This window comes from Calothrix rhizosoleniae SC01 (assembly GCF_900185595.1).
Classification (GTDB): domain Bacteria; phylum Cyanobacteriota; class Cyanobacteriia; order Cyanobacteriales; family Nostocaceae; genus Calothrix_A; species Calothrix_A rhizosoleniae.
In genome coordinates this window covers 1-23,649 of sequence record NZ_FYBH01000124.1, presented here as the reverse complement: position 1 = coordinate 23,649, position 23,649 = coordinate 1, and the positions used below count along the sequence as shown (strand labels likewise).

At 40.6% G+C, this 23,649-nt stretch carries 19 protein-coding genes and 2 pseudogenes; 10 read left to right on the top strand and 11 right to left on the bottom strand.

The genetic code is table 11. The features are described 5' to 3' along the window. Positions 1–6 precede the first annotated feature (6 nt). The 4 genes from CALSC_RS07230 to CALSC_RS07215 all read left to right on the top strand — a co-directional run bounded on the left by CALSC_RS07230 (position 7) and on the right by CALSC_RS07215 (position 5,532). Positions 7–714 (top strand): chemotaxis protein CheW, encoded by a 708-nt coding sequence (locus CALSC_RS07230; RefSeq protein WP_088240702.1) that lies wholly within the window; start codon positions 7–9, stop codon positions 712–714. Then, positions 711–3,056 (top strand): hybrid sensor histidine kinase/response regulator, encoded by a 2,346-nt coding sequence (locus CALSC_RS07225; RefSeq protein WP_088240701.1) that lies wholly within the window; start codon positions 711–713, stop codon positions 3,054–3,056. Before CALSC_RS07230 ends, CALSC_RS07225 begins: the two co-directional genes overlap by 4 nt. A gap of 3 nt (positions 3,057–3,059) precedes the next feature. After that, positions 3,060–4,082 carry a chemotaxis response regulator protein-glutamate methylesterase gene (gene cheB, locus CALSC_RS07220; RefSeq protein WP_088240700.1) on the top strand — a complete coding sequence of 341 codons (1,023 nt, stop codon included), beginning with the start codon at positions 3,060–3,062 and terminating at the stop codon, positions 4,080–4,082. Positions 4,083–4,191: 109 nt separating this feature from the next. Next, positions 4,192–5,532 carry a sensor histidine kinase gene (locus tag CALSC_RS07215; RefSeq protein WP_088240716.1) on the top strand — a complete coding sequence of 447 codons (1,341 nt, stop codon included), beginning with the start codon at positions 4,192–4,194 and terminating at the stop codon, positions 5,530–5,532. A 38-nt stretch (positions 5,533–5,570) separates the two neighbouring features. Here CALSC_RS07215 and CALSC_RS07210 read toward each other — a convergent pair whose 3' ends face one another. Continuing rightward, complete coding sequence (locus CALSC_RS07210) at positions 5,571–6,077, bottom strand: P-loop NTPase family protein (protein WP_088240699.1); 507 nt, start codon at positions 6,075–6,077, stop codon at positions 5,571–5,573. Positions 6,078–6,327: 250 nt separating this feature from the next. Between CALSC_RS07210 and CALSC_RS07205 the strand changes: the two genes are divergently transcribed. Further along, positions 6,328–6,903, top strand: a complete 576-nt coding sequence (locus tag CALSC_RS07205; RefSeq protein WP_088240698.1) for a Uma2 family endonuclease — start codon at positions 6,328–6,330, stop codon at positions 6,901–6,903. 259 nt (positions 6,904–7,162) lie between these two features. Here the strand turns inward: CALSC_RS07205 and CALSC_RS07200 are convergent, their stop codons facing one another. From CALSC_RS07200 to dpsA, 4 genes and pseudogenes are all read right to left on the bottom strand, one after another. Continuing rightward, entirely contained in the window at positions 7,163–8,119 is a 957-nt protein-coding gene (locus CALSC_RS07200; RefSeq protein ID WP_088240715.1) for an RNA polymerase sigma factor, RpoD/SigA family, read from the bottom strand. Between the two features lie 769 nt (positions 8,120–8,888). Further along, positions 8,889–9,086, bottom strand: a pseudogene (locus CALSC_RS07195) (hypothetical protein); the annotation flags it as partial. A 679-nt stretch (positions 9,087–9,765) separates the two neighbouring features. Continuing rightward, a complete protein-coding gene (carB, locus tag CALSC_RS07190) occupies positions 9,766–13,035 on the bottom strand; it encodes a carbamoyl-phosphate synthase large subunit (RefSeq protein ID WP_088240697.1) in 3,270 nt (1,089 codons plus the stop codon). Positions 13,036–13,647: 612 nt separating this feature from the next. Next, the gene (gene dpsA, locus CALSC_RS07185; protein ID WP_088240696.1) at positions 13,648–14,202 is read right to left on the bottom strand and encodes a DNA starvation/stress protection protein DpsA; all 555 of its coding nucleotides are present in this window, start codon (positions 14,200–14,202) and stop codon (positions 13,648–13,650) included. Between the two features lie 606 nt (positions 14,203–14,808). On the opposite strand from dpsA, the gene CALSC_RS07180 reads away from it, so the two are divergent. Both CALSC_RS07180 and CALSC_RS07175 read left to right on the top strand, forming a co-directional pair. Next, positions 14,809–15,057 (top strand): Asr1405/Asl0597 family protein, encoded by a 249-nt coding sequence (locus CALSC_RS07180; protein ID WP_088240695.1) that lies wholly within the window; start codon positions 14,809–14,811, stop codon positions 15,055–15,057. 34 nt (positions 15,058–15,091) lie between these two features. Next, positions 15,092–15,736 carry a (2Fe-2S) ferredoxin domain-containing protein gene (locus CALSC_RS07175; RefSeq protein ID WP_088240694.1) on the top strand — a complete coding sequence of 215 codons (645 nt, stop codon included), beginning with the start codon at positions 15,092–15,094 and terminating at the stop codon, positions 15,734–15,736. Positions 15,737–16,130: 394 nt separating this feature from the next. On the opposite strand, the gene CALSC_RS07170 is transcribed toward CALSC_RS07175, so the two are convergent. Next, positions 16,131–16,520: a RidA family protein gene (locus CALSC_RS07170; RefSeq protein WP_088240693.1), complete on the bottom strand. Its 390-nt coding sequence runs from the start codon at positions 16,518–16,520 to the stop codon at positions 16,131–16,133. Between the two features lie 7 nt (positions 16,521–16,527). After that, positions 16,528–16,962 (bottom strand): NUDIX domain-containing protein, encoded by a 435-nt coding sequence (locus tag CALSC_RS07165; RefSeq protein WP_088240692.1) that lies wholly within the window; start codon positions 16,960–16,962, stop codon positions 16,528–16,530. A 141-nt stretch (positions 16,963–17,103) separates the two neighbouring features. Here CALSC_RS07165 and malQ point away from each other — a divergent pair, with 141 nt between their 5' ends. Further along, positions 17,104–18,639: a 4-alpha-glucanotransferase gene (gene malQ, locus CALSC_RS07160; RefSeq protein ID WP_088240691.1), complete on the top strand. Its 1,536-nt coding sequence runs from the start codon at positions 17,104–17,106 to the stop codon at positions 18,637–18,639. Positions 18,640–18,681: 42 nt separating this feature from the next. On the opposite strand, the gene CALSC_RS07155 is transcribed toward malQ, so the two are convergent. Both CALSC_RS07155 and CALSC_RS07150 read right to left on the bottom strand, forming a co-directional pair. Beyond that, complete coding sequence (locus tag CALSC_RS07155; RefSeq protein ID WP_088240690.1) at positions 18,682–19,449, bottom strand: helix-turn-helix domain-containing protein; 768 nt, start codon at positions 19,447–19,449, stop codon at positions 18,682–18,684. Between the two features lie 33 nt (positions 19,450–19,482). Continuing rightward, positions 19,483–20,241, bottom strand: a complete 759-nt coding sequence (locus tag CALSC_RS07150) for a pseudouridine synthase (protein WP_088240689.1) — start codon at positions 20,239–20,241, stop codon at positions 19,483–19,485. A 158-nt stretch (positions 20,242–20,399) separates the two neighbouring features. On the opposite strand from CALSC_RS07150, the gene CALSC_RS07145 reads away from it, so the two are divergent. Next, on the top strand, positions 20,400–21,113 hold the full coding sequence (locus CALSC_RS07145; RefSeq protein ID WP_088240688.1) for an LmeA family phospholipid-binding protein: 714 nt from the start codon (positions 20,400–20,402) through the stop codon (positions 21,111–21,113). Between the two features lie 333 nt (positions 21,114–21,446). Here the strand turns inward: CALSC_RS07145 and CALSC_RS07140 are convergent, their stop codons facing one another. After that, positions 21,447–22,334 carry a phosphatidate cytidylyltransferase gene (locus CALSC_RS07140; protein WP_088240687.1) on the bottom strand — a complete coding sequence of 296 codons (888 nt, stop codon included), beginning with the start codon at positions 22,332–22,334 and terminating at the stop codon, positions 21,447–21,449. 442 nt (positions 22,335–22,776) lie between these two features. Next, on the bottom strand, positions 22,777–23,379 hold the full coding sequence (gene cbiT, locus CALSC_RS07135) for a precorrin-6Y C5,15-methyltransferase subunit CbiT (protein ID WP_088240686.1): 603 nt from the start codon (positions 23,377–23,379) through the stop codon (positions 22,777–22,779). A gap of 175 nt (positions 23,380–23,554) precedes the next feature. Between cbiT and CALSC_RS07130 the strand changes: the two are divergent. Next, positions 23,555–23,649: pseudogene (locus CALSC_RS07130) on the top strand (protein kinase domain-containing protein); the annotation flags it as partial.

The window sequence follows — 23,649 nt, the reverse complement described above, 5'->3', positions numbered from 1 at the left end:
GTAAATATGAGCACCATCAATGCCCCATCAAATATTGAACATTGCTGGAACGTAATTGGCGTTACGGGCGATGGCTCTTGCCCGGAATTATCTACACATATCCACTGTCGGAATTGCCCCGTACACTCTAGTGCGGGACGGGATTTACTAGAGCGTTCCCCTTTTGAAAATTATCGCCATGAGTGGACGGAGTTATTTGCCCAAACAGGGGTAGGGAAGCATATCGATTCCAACACCTTACCTACTAACGAAACCCTGACGGTGATGATTTTTCGTTTGCAACAGGAATGGCTGGCACTTGCCGCTCAAGTTTTCCAAGAAACAACTCCACCAAGTGTAGTTCATACCATACCCCATCGCAGCAATCAAATCCTGCGGGGATTGGTGAATATCCGAGGGGAATTGCATTTGTGTATCTCGTTAAGCCACCTATTAAATCTCCAAGGTACTGATATTACTGCTCAATCAATCAGTCCAGTGGTGTATTCACGGATGTTAGTGATGGAAAATGCTGGTAACACTTGGGTGTTTGGGGTGGATGAAATTTACGGAATATACCGGTTTCATCACAATGAATTACGAGATCCTCCCAAAAACATGGCGCGAGCAAACCAAACTTATAGCAAGGGATTCTTCCACTGGCATTCGCGCATTGTCAGCTATTTGGATGATGAACTATTATTTACAACCCTGGCGAAAAAGGTATTGCCATGAGTTCAGAGACAAATTTAACTAATCTCTCCTTGCTGGAATTATTCAACATGGAAGTGAAAACCCAAGTTGCCGTGTTGAATAATAATTTGTTGGCACTGGAAAATAAACCCGAACCAACTGAAGAATTGACGACTTTGATGCGAGCAGCCCATTCTATTAAGGGAGCTGCAAAAATTGTCCAAGTGGATGCTGCTGTTTCCCTCGCTCACGTCATGGAAGACTACTTCGTTGCAGTTCAGGAGGGAACAATTACCTTAAATGCGGCTGATGTTGATGTGTTATTGCAAGCAGTAGATATACTCTTGCAAATTGCAGATGATTGTGTAAATCAACCGGAAGTGCAATTTGCTGAAGATGAGAGAATCACATCCTTGGTGAAAGCAATTGCCAATTTGAGGAATGAAAATGCAGGAAATGAGGATGTGTGGACGCGGGGACAAAAAAATTCAGAACTCCCAATTCCCAATTCTTCCCCATCTTCCCCCTCTCCCCCACCTCCAGAACAACCAACCATCACCCAAAACCGCGTAGTCCGAGTTAGTGCTGATAATCTCAATCGCTTGATGGGTTTAGCGGGGGAGTCTTTAGTAGAGGCAAAATGGTTAGAACCATTTGCTGATTCTTTACTGGAATTAAAACACCGTCAGACGGATTTATTCAGCCTGTTGGAGAATTTACAGGATTTACTGAGGAACAGCCACCTGGATCGGCACATTCAGGAACAGTTAAGTGTGGCTCATCAAACAGCTAATGAATGTCGCCAGATATTGAGCGATCGCCATAACGAACTGGAAATTTTTTCCCAGCGTTCTGCTAACCTGGCTGAACGTTTGTATAGACAAGCGATCGCTACTCATATGCGCCCCTTTGCTGATGCTGGCTCGGAATTTCCCCGTTTGGTGAGGGATTTAGCCAGACAATTGGGTAAACGGGTGAATTTGGAAATTGTGGGTAAGTCTACTCTGGTAGACCGAGATATCTTAGAACGGTTGAAGGCTCCCCTCACCCATATTTTGCGGAATGCCATAGATCATGGCATAGAATCTCCCCAGGAACGTCTAGCTGCAGGAAAACCGGAAGCCGGAAATATTTGCCTGGAAGTTACCCATCGCGCTGGAATGTTGTTAATTACCGTTACAGATGATGGTAGAGGTATAGATTTAGAATTTTTGCGTCAAGAAGTTATGAGAAAACAACTAACTCCTAGGGACATGGCGACTCATCTCACGGAAGTGGAGTTGATGCAGTTTCTCTTTTTGCCCGGATTTTCAACAGCGACAGCTGTTACGGAAATTTCCGGACGTGGGGTGGGATTAGATGTAGCTTATAGTACTTTGCGAGAGATTGGCGGTAGTCTGCGGGCAGTCTCTAAACCCGGACAGGGAATGACATTTTCCTTGCAGTTACCCCTAACTCTATCTGTAATTAGAACCTTGCTGGTGGAGATTTCCGGAGAACCCTATGCTTTTGGTCTATCGCGGATTGAAAGGGTAGTGATGCTTTCCAAGTCCGATGTCTTTTTATCAGAAAATCAGCATTTTTTTATACTGGATGATTGCCCAGTTTTATTAATACCAGGGCATCAAGTATTGGATTTACCGTCACCTATTGAGAATTTAGAATTACTACCAGTCATCGTCATCAGCGATCGCTCTAGTAGTCATTCCTCAACTAGGGGGGATACTCAGCTTCAGGAAGCAAACCCAAATTTCCGGGTTGATATGAATCATAATACTAGCCATTATGGATTGATAGTAGATAAATTTCTTGGTGAGTGCAGTTTAGTTGTCAGACCATTAGATCCCCGACTGGGGAAAGTACCTAATATTAGTGCTGCTACTCTCACAGAAGATGGCTCTCCAGTACTAATTGTAGATGTAGAGGATCTCGTGCGTTCTATTGCTAAGGTGCTGGCGAGTGGGCAAATTAGTCAACTAAATCAATCTATCCAGCAGAATGCTAATAAAACATATAAGCATGTCCTAGTAGTCGATGACTCCATTACTGTGCGCGAAATGGAGCGCAAACTCTTGGAAAATAATGGTTATCAAGTGGATGTAGCGGTAAATGGCATGGATGGCTGGAATGCAGTCCGTAGTGGCAATTACAACTTGGTAATTACAGATATTGATATGCCCCGCATGAATGGCTTTCAACTGACAAGCCATATTAAAACCCATAGCGAGTTAAAGCATATACCCGTGATTATTGTTTCCTACAAAGACCGAGAAGAAGACCGGTTACAAGGGCTAAAAGCGGGTGCTGACTACTACCTAACTAAAAGTAGCTTTCATGATGACACCCTCATGGAAGCTGTAATTGACCTAGTTGGCGAGGGTTAAACTGTGAGAATTGCCATTGTTAACGATACCTTAATGATAGTAGAAATTCTGAGGCGTATTGTAGCTAATATATCAGGCTATGAGTTGGCGTGGGTTGCCTACGATGGTGTGGAAGCGGTAAGCACCTGTACTGTGGATACTCCTGACTTGATTTTGATGGATGTGGTGATGCCGAGAATGGACGGAGTTGAAGCTACCCGCCAAATCATGAAACAGTCTCCCTGTGCCATTCTCATGGTTACTGCTAGCATCAATAAATACGCAGCCAAGGTTTTTGAAGCAATGGGTTATGGAGCCTTGGATGCCGTCAATACACCAATATTATCCGGTCAACAGAGCGATGGTAGTACCGGGCTGCTAAATAAAATTGCGATCATTGCCAGACTGATTGGTAAATCATCTCGCCAGCGATCGCAACTCACCACACTACCTGCAAATTCTCCCCCAGTAAACCAACTCCCACTACTAATCGCCATCGGAGCTTCTACTGGGGGTCCCCAGGCATTGACAACTATTCTCTGCCAATTTCCCAGAAATATTAATGCTGCTGTGGTGATTATCCAGCATATTGATGCGGAATTTGCTCCTGGTTTTGCTACTTGGTTAAACCAGCAAATTTCCATACCCGTGCAGCTTGCCACACCGAGCTGTTTATTAGAACCTGGTCAGGTTCTGGTTGCAGGTACAAATCATCATCTCGTAATCCGTCCTGACTTGAGTCTGGCTTATGAGAAGCAACCCCTTGATTCCGTCTACCGTCCATCCATTGATGTTTTCTTTCAAAGCTTGGCTAGCTATTGGCGAGGAGAAGGGGTTGGGGTGCTACTTACAGGTATGGGGCGAGATGGAGCCGCAGGCTTAAAGCAAATGCGGTCAAGAGGTTGGCATACAATTGCTCAAAACCAGGAGACTTGCATTGTTTATGGTATGCCCAAAGCGGCTGTTGAGTTAAAAGCGGCTGTGGAGGTTCTATCTATTGAGGCGATCGCGTCTCAAATTATCAGATATTCCCAATTTACCCCTTAACCAGTAGCAGATGAAACAATCCAATGACATCCAATCCTCGATTCTAGAAGCCCGTACTAAATACTTGCTGATTCAGAAAATCTCCCAAATCAATATTAGGAGATACTTAATGTTTCAACGAAAAGCAGTCTCCCATCCGCCCGAAATCACTGTCTCAAATCATAGTATTGACTCACAATTCCTGCAAAAAAAGCCCTTAGAAAACCCCAGTATAGAAACTTCTAAAACAAATCTAGCCACAGTTCTACTGATTGACGATCAACCATTCATTGGCGAAGCAGTCCGTCGCATTCTAGGAACCGAAACAGATATTGCTTTTAATTACATTAGCGATCCTACCCAAGCAATTCAAAGGGCGATCGCACTTTCTCCCACGGTAATCCTTCTCGATATGTTGATGCCAGAAGTAGATGGATTGATGCTGCTGCGTTGGTTTCGCTCTCATGCTGCCACTCGTGATATTCCTATCATGATGTTATCCAACAAAGAAGAAGCAAAATTAAAAGCGCGAGCATTCACCGATGGAGCAAATGACTACCTAATTAAATTACCCGATAAAGTTGAGTTAATTGCCCGTATCCGTTACCACTCCGGGGCATACAATAACTTTAAAGCACTTAATCAAGCAGCTGCTAAAGCCCAACTCCAACTCCAGGTAATTCAAACCGAGAAAATGTCAAGCTTGAGGCGGATGGTTGCAGGAGTGGCACATGAAGTTAATAACCCTGTTAATTTTATTCATGGTAATTTGAATCACTTGCATAACCATGTTGAATCTATATTAAATTTAATCAAACTCTATCAGCAAGAATATCCACAGCCAACCCCTGTAATTCAAGAAGAAGCTGAAAACATTAGCTTTGATTTTATTATTGAGGATTTATCTAAAATACTTTCTTCAATGAAATTGGGAACCCAACGCATTCGCGATATTGTCAAGTCTTTGCGTAATTTTTCTCGACTAGATGAAGCTGACAAGAAACTTGTGAGTATTGATGATGGCATTGAAAGTACGCTTTTAATTTTGAGTCCGCGTCTCAAATCTGGAATTAAAATGATTAAAGAATATGGAGATTTACCTTTAATTGAATGCTATCCAGCAAAACTCAATCAAGTATTCATGAATATTATTAGCAATGCCATTGATGTTTTATTAGACAATCCAGAAAAAACTGAAAAAAAAATTATAATTAAAACTATAAAAACTGACGATCAAAAAGTAAATATAATAATCCAAGACAATGGCTGCGGGATTAATGCAGAAATTAAAGACAAAATCTTCGATCCTTTCTTTACAACTAAGTCCATTAATCAAGGAACGGGGTTAGGATTAGCAATTAGTTATCAAATTATTGAAAAACATCAGGGTAAGATTGAGGTTAAATCTGAACCTGGGTATGGAACAGAATTTATAATTGAAATTCCCATCACACTCAATAATGTTCGATGATAGGCAATTAGCGATCGTTTTCTCAAAGATGTCAAACATCAAACGTCCACTGCAATGATTTGTTGAGCCGCATCGGGCACTACCTTGGTGAATTCCATTTTTCGTCCCTGGAAAGAATCAAAGAGTCTCCGGTGTTCTTCCAGGCCATATTCATCGATTCTGATTTCGTACTTACGCACCCAAGAAACAAGGTTTTCGATATTGGCATCTTGCTCTGCCTTGGACGGGAATTTCTCGCTCTCCCAGGGTCTGCTATGACAGTGCGCCACACAAGTTTCAATGCCTGGATTCAAGAAAATTAGCAGCTGGCAATGGGGCAAGAGTGGCTCGACAATGCTCGAATAACAGCCTTCGATGACCCAGCGATCGTACTCAGCTATAAAAGAAATTGCATCAGCAACGCTATCTTCGACCTGTCGACGTGCTGCCCCCTCCGAGAACGCCACCTCATCAAGAGATAAACGCGCCGAAGGATGTAATTCGATCAGCGATTTCGCCAAAGTCGTCTTACCGGATCCAGCGTTGCCCAACAGTATGACTTTCATAGTGCAACCCAATATTTATTAGATGGAATTTTCCCGTCTATCACACCAAGGATTTCAGTTGAGTAAATTATGATAGCTATTTTAGTCATAGTATCAATAACTTTTCTGGGTATTGTTAATATCCGCTCATTATACAGAAGACAAACATCGTACAGCAGGATTAACTTACAAGAAACCTCACACCGAAACAACAAAAGGTTGATATCTGCCTGAAACTATTACAATGGTTATTGTTGGGTAAAATTCTCCTATGGAAGCCGTAACAGTCGATTTTAAACCCATCCTTGATTTAACAGACGAACAATTTTATCAATTATGCCGTTCAAATCCCGATGTAAAATTTGAACGCACTGCTACAGGGGCATTAATTATTATGCCACCAACAGGGGGAGAAACGGGAAAAAGTAATTCCGCTTGCAATGCACTTTTATGGTTGTGGAATGAGCAAAATAAGCTGGGTATAGTATTTGATTCTTCAACTTGTTTCAAATTACCTAATGGTAGCGATCGCTCTCCCGATGCATCTTGGATAAAATTAGCAAGATGGGATACCCTGCAACCGGAAGAGAAAGAAAAATTTCCGCCTATCTGTCCTGATTTTGTACTTGAGTTACTTTCCCCCAGTGATACTTTGAAAGTCACTCAAAAAAAGATGCAAGAATATCAAGAAAATGGTGTACGTTTAGGTTGGTTAATTAATCGCAAATTGCGACAAGTTGAGATTTATCGCATTGGACAGGAAGTGGAAATTTTAAATAATCCTAGTAGCTTGTCAGGTGAAGATATTTTGCCTGGATTTGTGCTGAATTTAGAGAAGATTTGGTAAAATTTAGAGAAATTACCACAGAATACCATCCATCAACTATAGCACTACCAAAGCACGTTAGGACATTCTTGAATTTCGATAATCCATGAAAAATCAAGCTTTTAGTCTGAAAATATGTCCTAACCTAAAAGCGTAGTGCTATATCAACTGAAAAACTTCCTAAACATGATGGCGACTGCTATAAAAAAATCAGCCCAAAATTCAATTTCAGGCTGAAAAAAGAATCTAACTCAATTAAATTAAACCCACTCGCTCATGACTAACTCGCCAAATATTCATTCATACCTGGCTTAGTTCTCCGCAGCTTTGTTAGGGCTTCTCGTTCAATTTGGCGCACGCGCTCGCGGCTAATATTAAGAATTTCACCTATTTTTGCTAGAGTTCGGGGTTGTCCATCATTCAAGCCATAGCGCAAAGATAGGACTTCCTGTTGTTGTGGTGTCAGCTTATCCATTAAGCGTTCTACTTCATAAGATAAGGAGGACTGGATAGCAAAGTCCTCGGGAGAAGAGCTGGGATCTTCTAACATTTCTCCCAATTCGGTGTCGTAATTATCTCCTAGCCTCAAATCCAAGGATAATGGTGTCCGAGAGTTCTCTAAATAATCTCTCACCTGCTGGGGAGTCAATGATAATTCTGTGGCTAACTCAGCCACACTAGGAGCTCGTCCCAAGTTCTGGGACATATGACGTTGAGCTTTTTTAATTTTGTTTAATTTTTCAGTAATATGAATGGGTAAGCGAATAGTTCTACCTTTTTCAGCAATGGCTCTAGTAATAGCTTGGCGTATCCACCAGTAAGCATAGGTAGAAAATCTATACCCTTTACTGGGGTCAAATTTTTCCACACCCCTCTGCATCCCAATGCTACCTTCCTGAATTAGGTCGAGCAAATCGACATTGCGCTTGGTATACTTTTTAGCAACTGATACCACCAATCGCAAATTGGCTTCTACCATTTTACGCTTGGCTATCTCACCATCAGCGATCGCTCGTTTTAATTGTGTTATCTCTAGTTCAGCCGCTTGCGCCCATTCTTCCCAACTTGGTTGGTGTCCCAACTGATTGGCAAGAGATACTTTGGTGTCATATAATGCAGTTGCCTTTTGCACTTGCTTACCATATTGAATTTCTTGCTCGTGAGTTAAAAGTGGTACACGACCTATTTCACGCAGATAAGTCCGCACTAGGTCTGTAGGTGTATGGACGGTCTTCATATTGCGACTCTGTAAATAGTTAGGTTTAGCGATCGGGTATTTCATTGAAGGAGACTGCTATTGGTTAATAACCACCTAGGGAGCAATCCTCTTTATGCTTCCTCATCCACAGGGATGATTAGTTTAGCTGTAAATGATAATCAAATTAGATTTTTAACTGAATAGAAAACAGAATTTATAGTTTTTTGCTTAATTTGGCAACTATCCTAAGTTATATATCAAGAGATTATGTGCTAGTTTCTGATGTTTTACTTTAAAAATTGTAACATTTATGATTTTTTTCTGCCTAGTAATCCTGAGATAGATTTATCAAAAATATCCTCCCAATAGAGGGGGCTATGCTGATTATAGAGAGAACTATATTGTTGCCATTGCTTATTCAAAATTTCTCAGCTTTGTTTACAGAACTCAATCATAAATCTAATTTTCCGTAAATTTGGCAAGCTTTATTTTTTCTTTCAAGTGTGCGAATAAAAAAGTAGGGGTGGGGTTTCCGCATCTGGATGGAGTGGAGAGGTTTCCAGGGCGGCTTCGGTGAAAGATATTACTATTTTAGATTTTGGATTGTGAAAGAGTTAGTACATGAGCTTTTCTTTGTTTCCATCTGTCGCAATCATTTTTCCCTCTTGGTATAAGAGTGATGGAGAGGAAGAAATAACGGACTCTGCAAATTGCAAATGCTGATTTTGAATGGGTTTTACGGATGCAGATGCAATCAGCGAACGCTATGTTTTAGATTGTGGATACTGAAGGGAGAGGGCTGGATAATTCAACTAATTAGAGATATTTGCACTGGATTGCGATCGCTGTTAAATTCAATTGCATCTGGATAAATATTTAATTCTCGCAACTTAGTTGCTAGCTTTTCTGCAACTTCTTCTGGTGTGGGAACTAACTTACCTGCTGATGTGAGAAATCGCAGTAAACCATCATAAATACCCAAATATAATCTTAACTGTTGACCGAAAAAGAAAAGGATACAAGCCCCCCAATTTATTTGTGGAAAAATTAGAAATAATTGTGCCGCGATGCATAAGCACTCTTTCTCAATAATTCCTTTCTTGATGCAGTCGCTCATGGGGGAGACCTCCAAGATCGCGCTGCATCGCTATTTCAAGCCCCTATATTCATGTATTGAGTTTCTCCCCTGTTCCCTGCTCCCTGCTCCCCTGCCTCTTCCTGACAACTCTTAGAACCGAGTTTCTCATCTAAATAGGGCTTGCTGAAAAAGTCTTTTGGTGAGGGTAGGGAGTAGGGAGTAGGGAGTGGGGAGTAGTTCGGTGCCTCTTTATTTCTATTCTTTTTGCCAGAAAAAATAACAGATGCAAGGATTTTAAACCTAAAATCCTAATTTCCTTGCACTTATTTCCCAATAAAATAGCCTCAAAGCATTGATAAATCAATATTTTTCAGTTATTCAGCAAGCCCTAAATAACCTCAGTTCGGGTTAAGGAGCTTTATTTCACTTTGAGAGGCTGATTAATGCCTGAAACAACGCAAATACGTTTATGAAGACCAAAATCATGTAACGATATAATCAGGGTTTGAGCTTATCCAGAACTCAGGTTAAATAGTATCTGGATCAATATAAAGAAGGCAAAAATCTTGTTTTTACCTTCTTTTACAATTAGTTTTCATCAGTAAATCTACTGATTAACTTTGCAGTATTCCTGGATGATTTTTACATCCAATGTAGTATTTTGTAAGGAACGAATGGCAGCAACCGTGGCTTTCGCTCCAGCAATAGTAGTAATAATGGGAATTTTGTAAGTCAAAGCTGTGCGACGAATTAATTTCGCATCGGTTTGAGCTTCTTCTCCCGATGGGGTATTGACAATTAACTGAACTTTGCGATTCTTAATTGCATCCAATACATGGGGACGACCTTCATGTAATTTCAGGACTCGTTCAACCTCTAATCCATTTTCCTGGAGGACGCGACGAGTACCATCAGTTGCCATGACGGTAAAGCCTAAATCAATAAATTCCTTGACTACGGGGACAGCAGCTTGTTTATCCCGCTCGTTCATGGAAACAAACACCGTACCTGTTAGGGGTAATAGCTCCCCTGCACCCATTTCTGCTTTGGCGAAGGCGCGACCAAAATCACTGTCTATACCCATTACTTCCCCTGTGGAACGCATTTCTGGGCCTAAGATGGTATCTGTACCAGGAAATTTATTAAAGGGTAGTACTGCTTCTTTGACAGAAATATGGGATGGAACTACTTCCTGGGTAAAACCAAGTTCTTTTAAGGTTTTACCTGACATGATTAAGGAGGCTAGTTTAGCTAAGGGTACTCCTGTAGGTTTAGAGACAAAGGGGACTGTGCGGGAAGCACGGGGATTAGCCTCTAATATATAAATTTGAGGAGCATCGCTTTGACAATTGACAACAGCGAATTGGATATTCATCAAACCAATGACGTTTAATGCTTTTGCCAATTCTGTTGTCCATTGGCGAATTTGCTGGAGAACTGGTTGAGATAAGGAAATGGAGGGTAAGGAACAAGCAGAATCTCCTGAGTGAATCCCCGCCTGCTCAATATGCTCCATGATACCACCAATTACAACTTGCCCCGTAGTATCTGCGATCGCATCCACATCAACTTCAATGGCATTCTCTAAAAACTTATCAACGAGAATTGGGTGATCTGGTTCTACTTGGACGGCAAAGGTCATGTAACGTTCTAAGTCAGTATCCGAGTAAACGATCTCCATAGCTCTACCTCCCAAGACGTAGCTAGGACGTACTACCACTGGATAGCCGATGCGTCGAGCCACAATTAAGGCATCTTCATAGTTGCGAGCCATTCCATTGGCAGGTTGGGCAATGTTGAGTTCCTCGAGAATTTGCTCAAACCGTTCCCTGTCTTCGGCGATATCAATGGAGTCGGGGGTAGTTCCCCAAATTTTGGTGGTAATACCTCTTTCTGGGGCTGTGTTTTGCAGATATTCTTGTAGGGGAACTGCCAATTTTAAGGGGGTTTGTCCGCCAAATTGAACAATTACCCCCACAGGATTTTCTGCCTCAATAATGTTGATCACATCTTCTTTGGTCAGAGGTTCAAAATACAGGCGATCGCTAGTATCGTAGTCAGTAGAAACTGTCTCTGGGTTGGAGTTGACCATAATTGTCTCATAGCCAGCACCCTTTAAGGCATAGGCAGCATGACAACAGCAATAGTCAAACTCAATCCCCTGTCCAATTCGGTTGGGTCCTCCTCCCAAAATCATCACCTTGGGCTTCTCGCTGGGAGCAATTTCTGTTTCTAATTCGTAGGTGGAGTAGTAATAAGGGGTAAATGCCTCAAATTCTGCGGCACAGGTATCCACCGTTTTATAAACGGGGATGACTCCTAATTCCTGGCGATAAGTCCTAACTTCATCTTCGGTGGTTTTGCTGGCGTAGGCAATTTGGCGATCGCTAAATCCGTCCCGCTTTATCGCATACATCTGTTCTTTTGTCAATTCCTGTAAAGGGGTACGCTTGAGAAACTTTTCCACCTCTAGCATCTGCTCCATTTTATCCAGGAACCAAGGATCAATGGCAGTTAATTCGTAAATTTCTGACTGTTTCAGTCCCAGTTTCATAGCATGACGGACAGCAAAAATCCGCTCGGGGTTGGGTGTCCGTAACTGAGCGCGAATTTGTTCACCACTGGGTAATTTTTCGTTCATGTCGCATCCCCAACCGGCTCTTCCTGTTTCTAAGGAACGCATGGCTTTTTGGAAAGACTCGTTAAATGTCCTACCAATAGCCATAGCTTCCCCTACAGATTTCATTTGGGTAGTTAAGCCAGATTCGGAACCAGGGAACTTCTCAAAGGCGAAGCGAGGAATTTTGGTGACTACATAATCGATGGTTGGCTCAAAGGAAGCGGGGGTTTTTTTTGTGATGTCATTTTTTATTTCATCCAGGGTATAACCCACTGCTAATTTTGCCGCCATTTTAGCAATGGGGAAACCAGTGGCTTTGGATGCGAGGGCGGAACTGCGGGAAACTCGGGGATTCATCTCAATCACAACTACATCCCCATTCACCGGATTGACTGCAAACTGAATATTGGAACCGCCAGTTTCGACACCAATTTCCCGGATAATCTTAATTGCGATGTCTCGCAGCCGTTGGTATTCTTTATCGGTGAGGGTTTGGGCGGGAGCAACAGTAATTGAATCCCCGGTATGAATACCCATTGGATCTAGGTTTTCAATGGAACAGATAATCACTACGTTATCTGCCAAATCCCGCATTACCTCTAATTCATACTCCTTCCAACCCAATAAAGATTGGTCAATGAGTATTTGGGATACTGGAGAAGCATCAATCCCCGCTTGTGCCATGTCGGCAAATTCTTCTTCATTGTAAGCAATACCCCCACCAGTACCACCCATAGTAAAAGCTGGACGAATAATTAGAGGATAAGTACCAATTTTATCGGCGATAGCTTGTGCTTCTTTTAAGGATGAAGCTGTTCCACTGGGGCAGACATTCACCCCAATTTTATCCATAGCTTGGTTAAATAGTTTGCGATCTTCAGCTTTCTCAATGGCTGGCAACTTCGCACCGATTAACTCAACTCCATACTTAGTTAGTGTCCCATTTTTTGCCAAAGCCACGGCAATGTTTAATGCTGTTTGTCCTCCCATAGTCGGAAGCAAAGCATCTGGATGTTCCTTTTCCACTACCTTAGCTACCAATTCTGGGGTCAAAGGCTCAATATAAGTGCGGTTGGCGGTTTCCGGATCCGTCATAATTGTCGCCGGATTGGAGTTAACTAAAACTACCTCATAACCTTCTTCTCTGAGGGCTTTACAGGCTTGGGTTCCGGAATAATCAAATTCGCAGGCTTGTCCAATAATAATTGGACCAGAACCCAGGAGGAGAATTTTTTTGATGTCATCACGACGGGGCATATGCGTTGCTTTGGAGTAGAGAAATAGAAGTCTTGATTATTTTAAGATTCTTTCACCACCTCTTAAGCTGTTTGCGATCGACTTCTCTGAATTTATTTATCAGTGGATACTGAACAATTTCTGGGAATACGCAAGCATTTGATATTAAGTTTGCTATTTTTGTCACTTTTAAGATTATATTTTATAAGTATTAATACTACTGGACACAGTCATAAAAGAGGTCGGTGAGCAGGGGGAAGGAAAAATTCTACCTAGATAATTGATGGTGAAAAATTTTTCATCTCTACGATAAGCCGCGCTTGGTGCGTCTACGGGACTGCCTTTTCCAAAAGGCTGATAAAAATTTTTCATGGTTGGTTGTGAGATTTTACTGTAAAAGATCGACTGTAAAATAGAGGTTATTCAGAGGTATTTTATACTTGGGTATACTGACTGAATAATAGAGGTTAATCAGAAATATTCCTAATTTATAAATATAGTATGAAAAAGAAAAGACAGAGAGGATTACATAAACTCATCTCTGCTTTTGCTAAATAATTATGTAGAATATGTATGCAAAATTGGCATTAAATCAAAAGTAGCAAACTTATAACTTCCACAGTCGTCAATCTACTAGTTATGAGCAGGTTGTACAAAACCTAAAGTTAAACTATCTTTAGCGAGGAAGTGATGTAAATGGTAAGCTCTCTCTTCGGCTTTTAGCAGAATTTGTTCGTATAAATAGCGTGTACCTCTATCACCTAAACTTTCTGCTTGGGCAGCTTGACGACGAATCACACCAATAATTGCTTGCTCTGCTTGCAGATCATTTTCTACCATCTGACGACTAGAATAGGTGCCATCACTTTCCTGCTCAAAGCAGCATAAATCAGCTAACTTAGCAAACGTAGCAACTGGTACGCCCCCTAATCCATTTAAGCGCTCTCCAATTTCATGGATATGATCTTGCACATCTTTACAACTGTCATTAAAAAAATCATGTAGGGAGGTAAACTCTGCGCCCTCAACCACAAAATGATGTTTTTGGTATTGCAAGTAAAGTGCTTGGAAACTAGCTAATACGACGTTAAATCCTTCGCATACAGGTTGAGTGATGCTATGGTCTAACAAAATAGGATTGTCATAAACTTGACCAAATTCATGTATCAAAGTTTGTGTTTCTGACATGGTTGTTTTCCCTCAATTGCAATTATTCATCACTAACCAATCGGCCTCTACATATTAGCATCTAAAACATAAAATTTAGGTCAACCAATATTAAAAATAATTTATTTTTTTGAATTTATAATTTCTTCGGAATTCAATTGATTTTTAATATCAATAAAATCTTTCTATAGCATTAGAGTATTCATTTATACTAGCTTTCAGTAAATATTTTCAATAAATATATAGATATAAATATGAAGACTTAAAAAATAGTTTTCCATCCAGATAAACTCTTCAGGTTACCAGGCAAATAAAAGTACAATTTTTGCGATAGTTATACTTACGAGCATTCCAAACACGCAGAAACACCAGCAAACTATAAACTTGAGGCTATGGGAATAAATTGAACTTGGTCTATTTCTGGGGAGCATCCTGATTCGCCAATGGTAGAGGTAGGGAAGTGGATGTAGATAAACCAAATGTGAATAAATGCAAATTTTAATGCTTTTTTGGGATTTAGTTGAGAAAACTTTGCACTTGAGTTATCTTGGTATAAGAGAAACTTTCTCACTTATGATTCAACAATAGTGGTGAAACACACTATTATTACTGCAAATTAATTTCACTTTGGAGGTAAATCTGGAAAAATTAGAGGAACAGCAGGTAATTGAGGTTGATTGGTTGGATCGTTGGTTAGTTTATAAACGCTTACAGGAACTAGAAATTCCTTGTTCCTGTGAAATGAATCAACCATTAACTGTGCAGATTAGTAATCCTGTGGCTTTGATACAAGTATGGAGTGTGATTAGACACTCTAGTGCTTCCCGTCAACAACTGATTAGGATACTAGAAAAATCCTGGCAGCAAGATTTGTAAAAGCTAAGTCTGAGTAGAAAATAGATCGAAAACCATGAGTAATTACCGTAGTTCCCAAATATTAGAATTTATCGCCGAAGGACGCTTGGTTGATTTTGTCATTAAAGATGGTTACAAATTAAAAGGCTTACGGTTAGAAACTGTTGACGGAGCGGTTTATGTCAAGTTAGCCAAGCATCTACGAATAAACTTTAATTGGATGTTACCGCCAGGAACTCCCTTAAAAATCTATGGTGAGACAAAACTGAGTACTAAAGGGGAAAGAAAATTCAAGGCTCAGAGAGTGATAATGGGCGGGAAACTTGATCATGTAGGGGCAAAAGTATCCCCATCTCCTAATTTTTCTCCATCCTCTGCTGTGAAGGGAGTCAAGCCCAAACCAGCAAAAGCAACTATTTTAGTGTGTAAAAAGTCTGATTGTATGCACCGGGGTGGGAAAAAAGTATGTCAGGTTTTAGAATCTGTAATTAGCGATCGCGGTTTAGAGAATAATGTGACAATTAAAGGTACTGGTTGCATGAAAAGCTGCAAGGCTGGCCCTAACCTGATCATGCCAGATAAAACTCGCTACAAACGTATTCAAGCGGAAGAAATTCCCGCCTTAGTAGATAAGCATTTTGATGTTAAGAATATCAACTCCCAGCAGAATTCTGTCCCGGAAGTCAACATAACTAATTAAGGTTGTGTTATCTAAAATTAATTGGCGATTGATTTGTGTCAAAACACCCTGAACAGTTTTTATATGGAAGCTAGATTCATACCAAATTGCTTTCAAGGATAGTCAGTATGTCATTGTCATGGTTACGGAGCGGAAGGAAGCAATCTCACCAACTGAACTACTGCAATAGAATGCAACTTAGTATCACAATCTATTTCAGATAAAAATTGTCCAACTTATTTTTACCTTCAACCGCAAGAAGGCTGACACCGAATTCTTTGAATCTGTGGTGGGATAAATAGCAAGGAACCGTGGGGCGCATGGTCTAAAAGCTCATTTTTGTCGTCTTAGAAAATTTCCTGAGAGGCTTACACTTACCTGTCAAGGAAGTGTAAGTATGCCATATGATATCCCCTTAAATTACAGCGATACAATCAATTTCTACCAACACATCTTTTGGCAAACGAGATACCTGTACACAGGCACGGGCGGGTGCTGTGTCTGCATCAAAATATTGGGCGTAAATGCTATTCACGGTGGCGAAATCATTCATATCCGCCAGAAAAACCGTAGTCCTGACTACATCGGAAAAAGTAGCTCCTGCAGCCGTCAAAATTGCCTCTAAATTTGCCATTACTTGCTGAGTTTGTTTGGTGACATCCCCTTCGCCCATAATAGATCCTGATACAGGGTCTAAAGCAATTTGTCCACTGACAAACAGCATTGTACCAGTAGCTGCGATCGCTTGGCTATAAGGCCCTACTGGTGCAGGTGCATGAGCGGTGTGAATAATGTTTTTTTCCATATTTTTCCTATTGACCTAACCTGGGACGAATTCCATAATGACGATACTGCCAATAATCCCGTAAAATCCGGTCATGGTCAAAACATAAATTACTAGGTACGCCCCAAGGCTCAAAAATACCCACATCTTTAGCATCATCTCCCGCCACAGGTTCCCCAGTAGCTGTGGCTAAAAATACCATGCTAATGGTATGCTGACGTGCATCCCGTTGGGGGTCAGAATATACCAAAAATTGTTCGATTAGCTCTATTTTTAAGCCAGTCTCTTCCCAAGCTTCCCGTTGTGCTGCTACCTCTATGGGTTCCCCATAATCCACAAAACCCCCAGGAATTGCCCACCCCAATGGTTGATAGTGGCGTTCAATTAAAATAATCGGTCTATGAGGGCGATCAATTAATTCAATAATAATATCAACAGTGGGAGCCGGATTCCTATAAGCCATAACCAATAATTTATTTATATCTATTCACAAAAGTTTGTAACAATTTAAACCATAATCTTTAATAATCTAAAGTCTAAAATTGTGGGACTAATTCCATGATAAATTCGATGGGATAATGATTCCTAATAGTTCAGGATAAACATGCCTTTTCCTAGAGCCAGTGGTATTTTGTTACATCCCACCAGTTTTCCCAGTCGCTTTGGGATTGGAGATTTGGGAACAAATGCCTACCAGTTTATAGATTTTCTCAAGGAAAGTTACCAACAATATTGGCAAGTATTACCATTGGGGCCAACAGGTTTCGGTAATTCCCCTTATATGTGCTACTCAGCGATGGCAGGTAATCCTTTGCTGATTAGTCCAGAAATTTTACAAGATGAAGGCTTGTTAACGGAAGCAGATTTTGTTAATTTACCACCTTTCCCAGAGGATAAGGTAGATTATGAGTTAGTTATAGATAAAAAAATTCCCCTGCTACAAAAAGCTTGCACCAATTTTAAAAATAATGCCACTCCCAAACAACGACAGGGATTTGCAGATTTTTGTCAGAGTAAAGCTTATTGGTTAGATGATTATGCCTTGTTTATGACCCTCAAGGATAATCAACAAGGTGCTAGTTGGCATCAGTGGGAACCAGAACTAGCCCAACGCCAACCCCAAGCCATAGAAGCAGCAAAATTACAGTTAGTGGGGGAGCTTTTTTACCACAAGTTTCTGCAGTATGAGTTTTTCCGCCAGTGGTCAGAATTAAAAAAATACGCGAATAAATGCAGAATCGATATCATTGGTGATATTCCCATTTACGTAGCCCATGATAGTGCTGATGTTTGGGCAAATCCAGATATTTTTTGCTTAGATAAAGAAACTGGAGAAGTCTCACTCATGGCAGGAGTACCACCAGATTACTTTAGCGCCACTGGTCAACTATGGGGAAATCCTGTTTATAACTGGGAGGAACTACAAAAACAAGATTTCCACTGGTGGATACAACGCTTTGAAGCCATGCTGGACTATGTAGATATTATTCGTATCGATCACTTCCGGGGTTTTGAAGCTTATTGGACTGTACCCCAAGGGGAAGAGACAGCAATTAATGGTGAATGGATTCAAGCACCAGGGGAAGAGCTATTTGAGACTATTGGCAACAAATTGGGTAAGCTACCTGTATTGGCGGAAGATTTGGGTATTATTACCCCAGAAGTTGAAGCACTGAGGGACAAATTTGAATTTCCGGGGATGAAGATTTTACAATTTGCCTTTGGTTCCGATCCCGATAATCCTTTTTTGCCTTTCAATATACCCCGAAATTGTGTGATTTACACTGGAACCCATGACAATGATACAACCATTGGCTGGTTTGATCAGGCTGGTGATTACGAGCGAAACAACCTGTTAATGTATTTAGGTTGTATCAGTCCTGATGGTATTCATTGGGATTTAATTCGCCTAGCTTTAACCTCTATAGCTAATCAAACGATCATCCCCTTACAGGATATTTTAGGCTTAGGAACTGAAGCCAGGATGAATTTTCCTAGTAAGGCTGAAGGTAATTGGAACTGGCGTTATCAGGTAGATATGTTAACCACAGAAATTAGGGAAAAATTGCAAAATTTGACTCAACTGTGTGGACGCGCACCCCAACGTGAACCTGAACCCGAATTGGAAATGGGGAAATGATGAGATCATAGTAAGGTGGGCAGTGCCCACCCTACGAAATAATTAATACCGATTCCTAGCAGCAATCTTCATCTCTTTCATTTTCCCACGTTGACCCATTTGTTTAGCTTGCTGTTGATTGACACTGACTAAAACTCCCCCTGCATTACCAGTTTTGATTGTTAATTCTTCTTTAGCCTGCCAAGTACGACGAGAACCTTTAGGGAGATCACCTTCATATTTAAGTTTCCCATCAGCTTTTACCTGCACCCAAGATTTTTCTTTAATAGTCAAACCAATTTCTACAGATTTATCGCCTATTGTCACATTTGCAGCAACTGGACGAGTGGTTTTATTGATTTGGGCTGTGGAAATATTTCTTGCTTGTAGGGTATTGATATTTAACAATTGAGATAAACCACTCACAGAGCAAAAAATTAAACCGGTGTAAAGTAAGTAAAGATGAAAAGGACGTAAGGGATTACTAATTACTTTTTTCTCCGTTGGCTGATTAACAACCTGATTAACATTGATCGGAAATCTTTTAGCTAACTCCGTTCCATCTAAACCAATTGCATCAGCAGATAATCTAATTAAAGCTTGAGTGTATACAGGCTCTGGTAACTCATTTAAATCCCCTTCTTCAATTGCCTGTAATAATCTTTGGGGAATCATAGTCAACATCACCACATTTTCTAGGGATAGACCTTTTTCTAATCGCGATTCCCTAATTTCAGCCCCTATTTGAGCTAACTCTTTGTATCTTTCTGATGAAGTAATTAATTCAGTCGGCTCGTAATTTTTTTGCCTGATGAAACTCTTGATCTTCATAACTCCGCTACACTCCTTAACCCGAGGAAATCATTAATAGGAAACTGCTGGAATGACTTTTTTTAAAAAGCGCAGTTCAAAATCTTGTAGATGCCGATACTTACCGACTTCTAAGCCTTGTATCGTTGATGTGTGTAATTGAATCGTACCGATGGCAGTCCGATGCAGTGTAATTACTGGATATCCTAGTTGTTTTGCTACTCGGCGAATTTGACGATTTCTACCCTCCTTTAAGATAATTTCTAAACGAGTTTGACCTGCAAAGTTTTCTATGGAGCTTACACTAGCAGGTCTAGTTTTTTTCCCATCTAACATCACCCCTTGACTCCATTCCTGTAATACTGAGGCTGTTGGAGTCCCTTTAACTACTACATCATAGGTTTTGGGAATGCTATGACTTGGGTGGGTGAGATAATATGTCAATTCTCCATCGTTGGTCAGGATTAAGGCTCCTGTAGAATCTGCATCTAAACGACCAACTGGGTGAATTCCCTGACCTATTCTCAGGTTTTGAGGAAGTAAATCAATTACTGTTGTTCTTCCCTGGGGATCGTCGCAGGTAGAAACAATCCCAGCAGGTTTATTTAATAACAAATATATTGTTTGGGGACGCGATCGCGGGGATACTAATTTTTCATCCACAGCAATCTCGTCTGTTTGGGGATCGGCTTTTTGCCCTAAATGGGCAACTACACCATTCACCCACACTCGCTCTTGCCGAATCATCTCCTCAGCTTGACGACGTGAGGCAATACCCCATTGAGCTAAAATTTTCTGTAACCTTGCCTCCATATGGAAATTACTGATTATTCTTTAAAGGATTGAATAATAGATAGACAATTTTAGCTTCCCTACGTAAAAAAATGCCATACTTCAGTGATGCATCTTACATAAATTTTTGTTGAAGAATTTGTATTTTTTCCGTAAATACCCTTTAATAGAGTCATTACATGACAAATAAAATTTCTCCGAACCGAAGTAACAAGAAAATTCGTATCGTCACCAAAGTGCTGACTAAAGCATTAAAATTGTGGTTGCGATCACAAGTTAGTGATATATCTCAACTGGAAGTGGAGATACAAGCTAGTGATAAACAACTTTTGTCTGGATATATACCTAAGGTATTAGTTTTTGCCCGCCATGCCATTTATCAAGGTCTTCATCTGACACAGATAAAACTTGTAGCAGAAAATATTCAGATCGATATTGGCTCAGTTCTTAAAGGACAGCCCCTGCGATTATCAGAAATAGTACCCGTTGTTGGCGAGTTAATCGCTGAGGAAAAAGCACTCAATGCCTCTCTCTCTTCTGATTTATTATCGTCAGGTTTAAATGAAGTCCTGCATCAACTATTACCAGAACACGAGCCAAAAGCCAAGGGTATTGTTTGGCAAAATATTTTCCTTGGGCATAAAAAAATTATACTTACAGCTACTCAGAATCAAAAAATTGCCCCCCAAGACCTAGAAATCAACTTGGGCATAGATTTACTCAATGGGAATGAATTACAAATTTCACCAATCAGAATCCAAGAACATACAAGGGTGTATCTAGACAGTGAGGATGGATACAAACTCAATCTGGGGACTGATGTGGATCTTAAACAATTAACACTCATGCCCGGAAAATTAGTTTGTCATGGCAGAATTAATATCAATCCTTGACTGCTCCCATACCTGAAGGCGAGGGGATTCTAAAAGATGCTACAGGACGGGTTAAAACCGCGTCTTTTTGCTTCTAATTAGCTGTGTTGATCTTTCTCAAGGGCTTTCACCCTCTCGTTACACTTCTGGTAATATTGGTCATAACAATTTTGGATTTTGATTGAACCCATGTATCTCTAAAGTCAGGGTCTATAAATTCCGATAAAGCGAGGTTTTGGGTGTTTATCCCATGAACGATATCATCAAGAAATGAATTTTTGCGCCTTGTGCTTATGCATGGCGGCACAATTATTAATTATTTGTCCATAAATCAATTTAGGGGCTTGTATCTATTCATTTAGTGAGTAAGGGTAATACCAGTGTCACAAAATAATAAACTAATGGAGCAGTAAAAATGTAACTGTCCGTGCGGTCTAAGATGCCTCCATGACCGGGGATCAAATGCCCGGAGTCTTTTACACCTGCATCGCGCTTGAGCATAGATTCAGTCAAGTCACCTAATAATGCAGCAATGCCAACCAACAAGCCTAAGATTGCACCCGTAAATATGGCTTGAGCCCAGTGTAATTGATAACTTCCTATAATGGCAACAGTAACACTGGCAGTAACTCCGAAAACTGCTCCTTCTACAGTTTTCTTGGGACTAATATCTGATAAGGGGGTTTTACCAAAAAATTTACCAAAGATGTAAGCACCGATATCAGCAGCCCAAATGCAGAAAAATGTGAGTAGTGTGGCTGTTAGACCTCGGGGCAAATCAGCAAAATTTCCTGTGAATAATATACTTTGCCAATCTTGAGGTAGATAACCACCTAAAGGTAAATTACTTACCATAGCAGTGTCGAACGCTCGTAACCTGACCCAGTAGCTTGGTAGATAGCCAGTATAAAACAATCCTAAAATTGAAGCGGAAATATCAGCAATTGTAGCTAGCTTGGGTTGGAATAAGAGGTAGAAACAAATAAATGTACCTACTAATGGCATGACCGCATCAGCCAGATTGTCATCTAAAGTGCAAATGATTAATAACAACTGGCTAACAATCATGGTGGTTTTCACCGTGGGAGCAATACCTGCCGCTTGTACTAAATTAAAGTATTCTTTTTGACCCAAAAAGATAATTATTGCAAATACGGCGGTAAAATACCATCCACCCAAAAATGTTGCTGTCAATGCTACAGCGATCGCTACAATTCCACTAATAATCCGAGACCAGGGCATATGATATAAATTATTAAGTATAAAGGATCATTTTGTGAAGTGTAAAATATAAATTTTTATAGAATTTAGCGCAAAACCCATCAGCTTTAGCTGTGGGATGTGGTGCAGTACGCTTTTAAGCCCAGTGTATTTAACTTTTATGTAGCCGTAAGTCAAGTAGTTCTCATAAGAGGACTTGCAGCTGTAGAGCATAGGGTGAAGATGCTTTCTGTGGGGAAAACCATTGGGTTCCCTATGACGAAAGAATCCCACGGTTTTAGCCTAGCGTAACCGTGGGAGTGTCAACCTAACTTGAAAAGGCAGGGGGCAGAAGACAGAGGGCAGGAAGAAGTTCCGATGAAAAATAATTTGCACTGTCAATTACCTAAGTAGAATCTTCTTTCTCCCAGCTCCCAACTATCAATTATCAACTCCCCACACTTCTTCAGCAAATCTCCCTCCTTCAATCCAATTTTTCTCCACTGAGAATAAACATGGGATCGACAGCAGCGAAGGTTTGAGAAAATCCCCTAGTTTCTAAACGATTGACAGCCGACTGTACTACTTCAATATTGCGTGCCTGTAATTGAGCAAGACTTTGGGAAATAGAGTATAGACTTTCCAAATTAGCTGCTGTAGCTACAACTCGACCTGATTCTGGTAAATAATCCCATACAGCTTGTAAAATCTCTTGAATAGGTCGTCCCCCTTCAATACAAACCCGATCTGGTATTTCCTTAAGTGCCGATAAACAGTCAGGAGCGCTACCTTCAATTACTTGTACATTTGGCACCTGGAAGTGATCGCAATTTCTACGGATGAGATTGGCAACATCTTCATCTCTTTCCACGGCGATAACTCTTCCTTGGGGACATAACAAACCAATCTCCACAGGGATTGTTCCTGTACCTGCACCAATATCTAGAAGAACTGAATCTGGTTTAAGTCGCAGTTGAGCAATTAATAACAGGCGAATTTCCCGCTTGCTCAGTGGAATACCTGGTAAACGCTCAAATAATTCATCTGGTATTCCAGGAGTAATATAAGGCCAAAGTGGGGAAGGCATAAAAGTAATTAACTATATTAAATATATATATTGGCTTACTTATAACAGCATCAATAGACTTTTGGCATCAATCAAGGGAGAACCTTGACCTTTAAACCTTCTGCTTTTGCCCTTCCTGCATACAAAAGTATATTTTTGCGAAAATTTCATCATCAGCATTTTATGGGGGTAAATTATGGAAATACTAGCTGAACGTTACCAAATACAGGAACAATTGGGTAAAAAAGCTGGACGCAGGACACTGTTAGCTAGAGATACCTTCACTCAGGA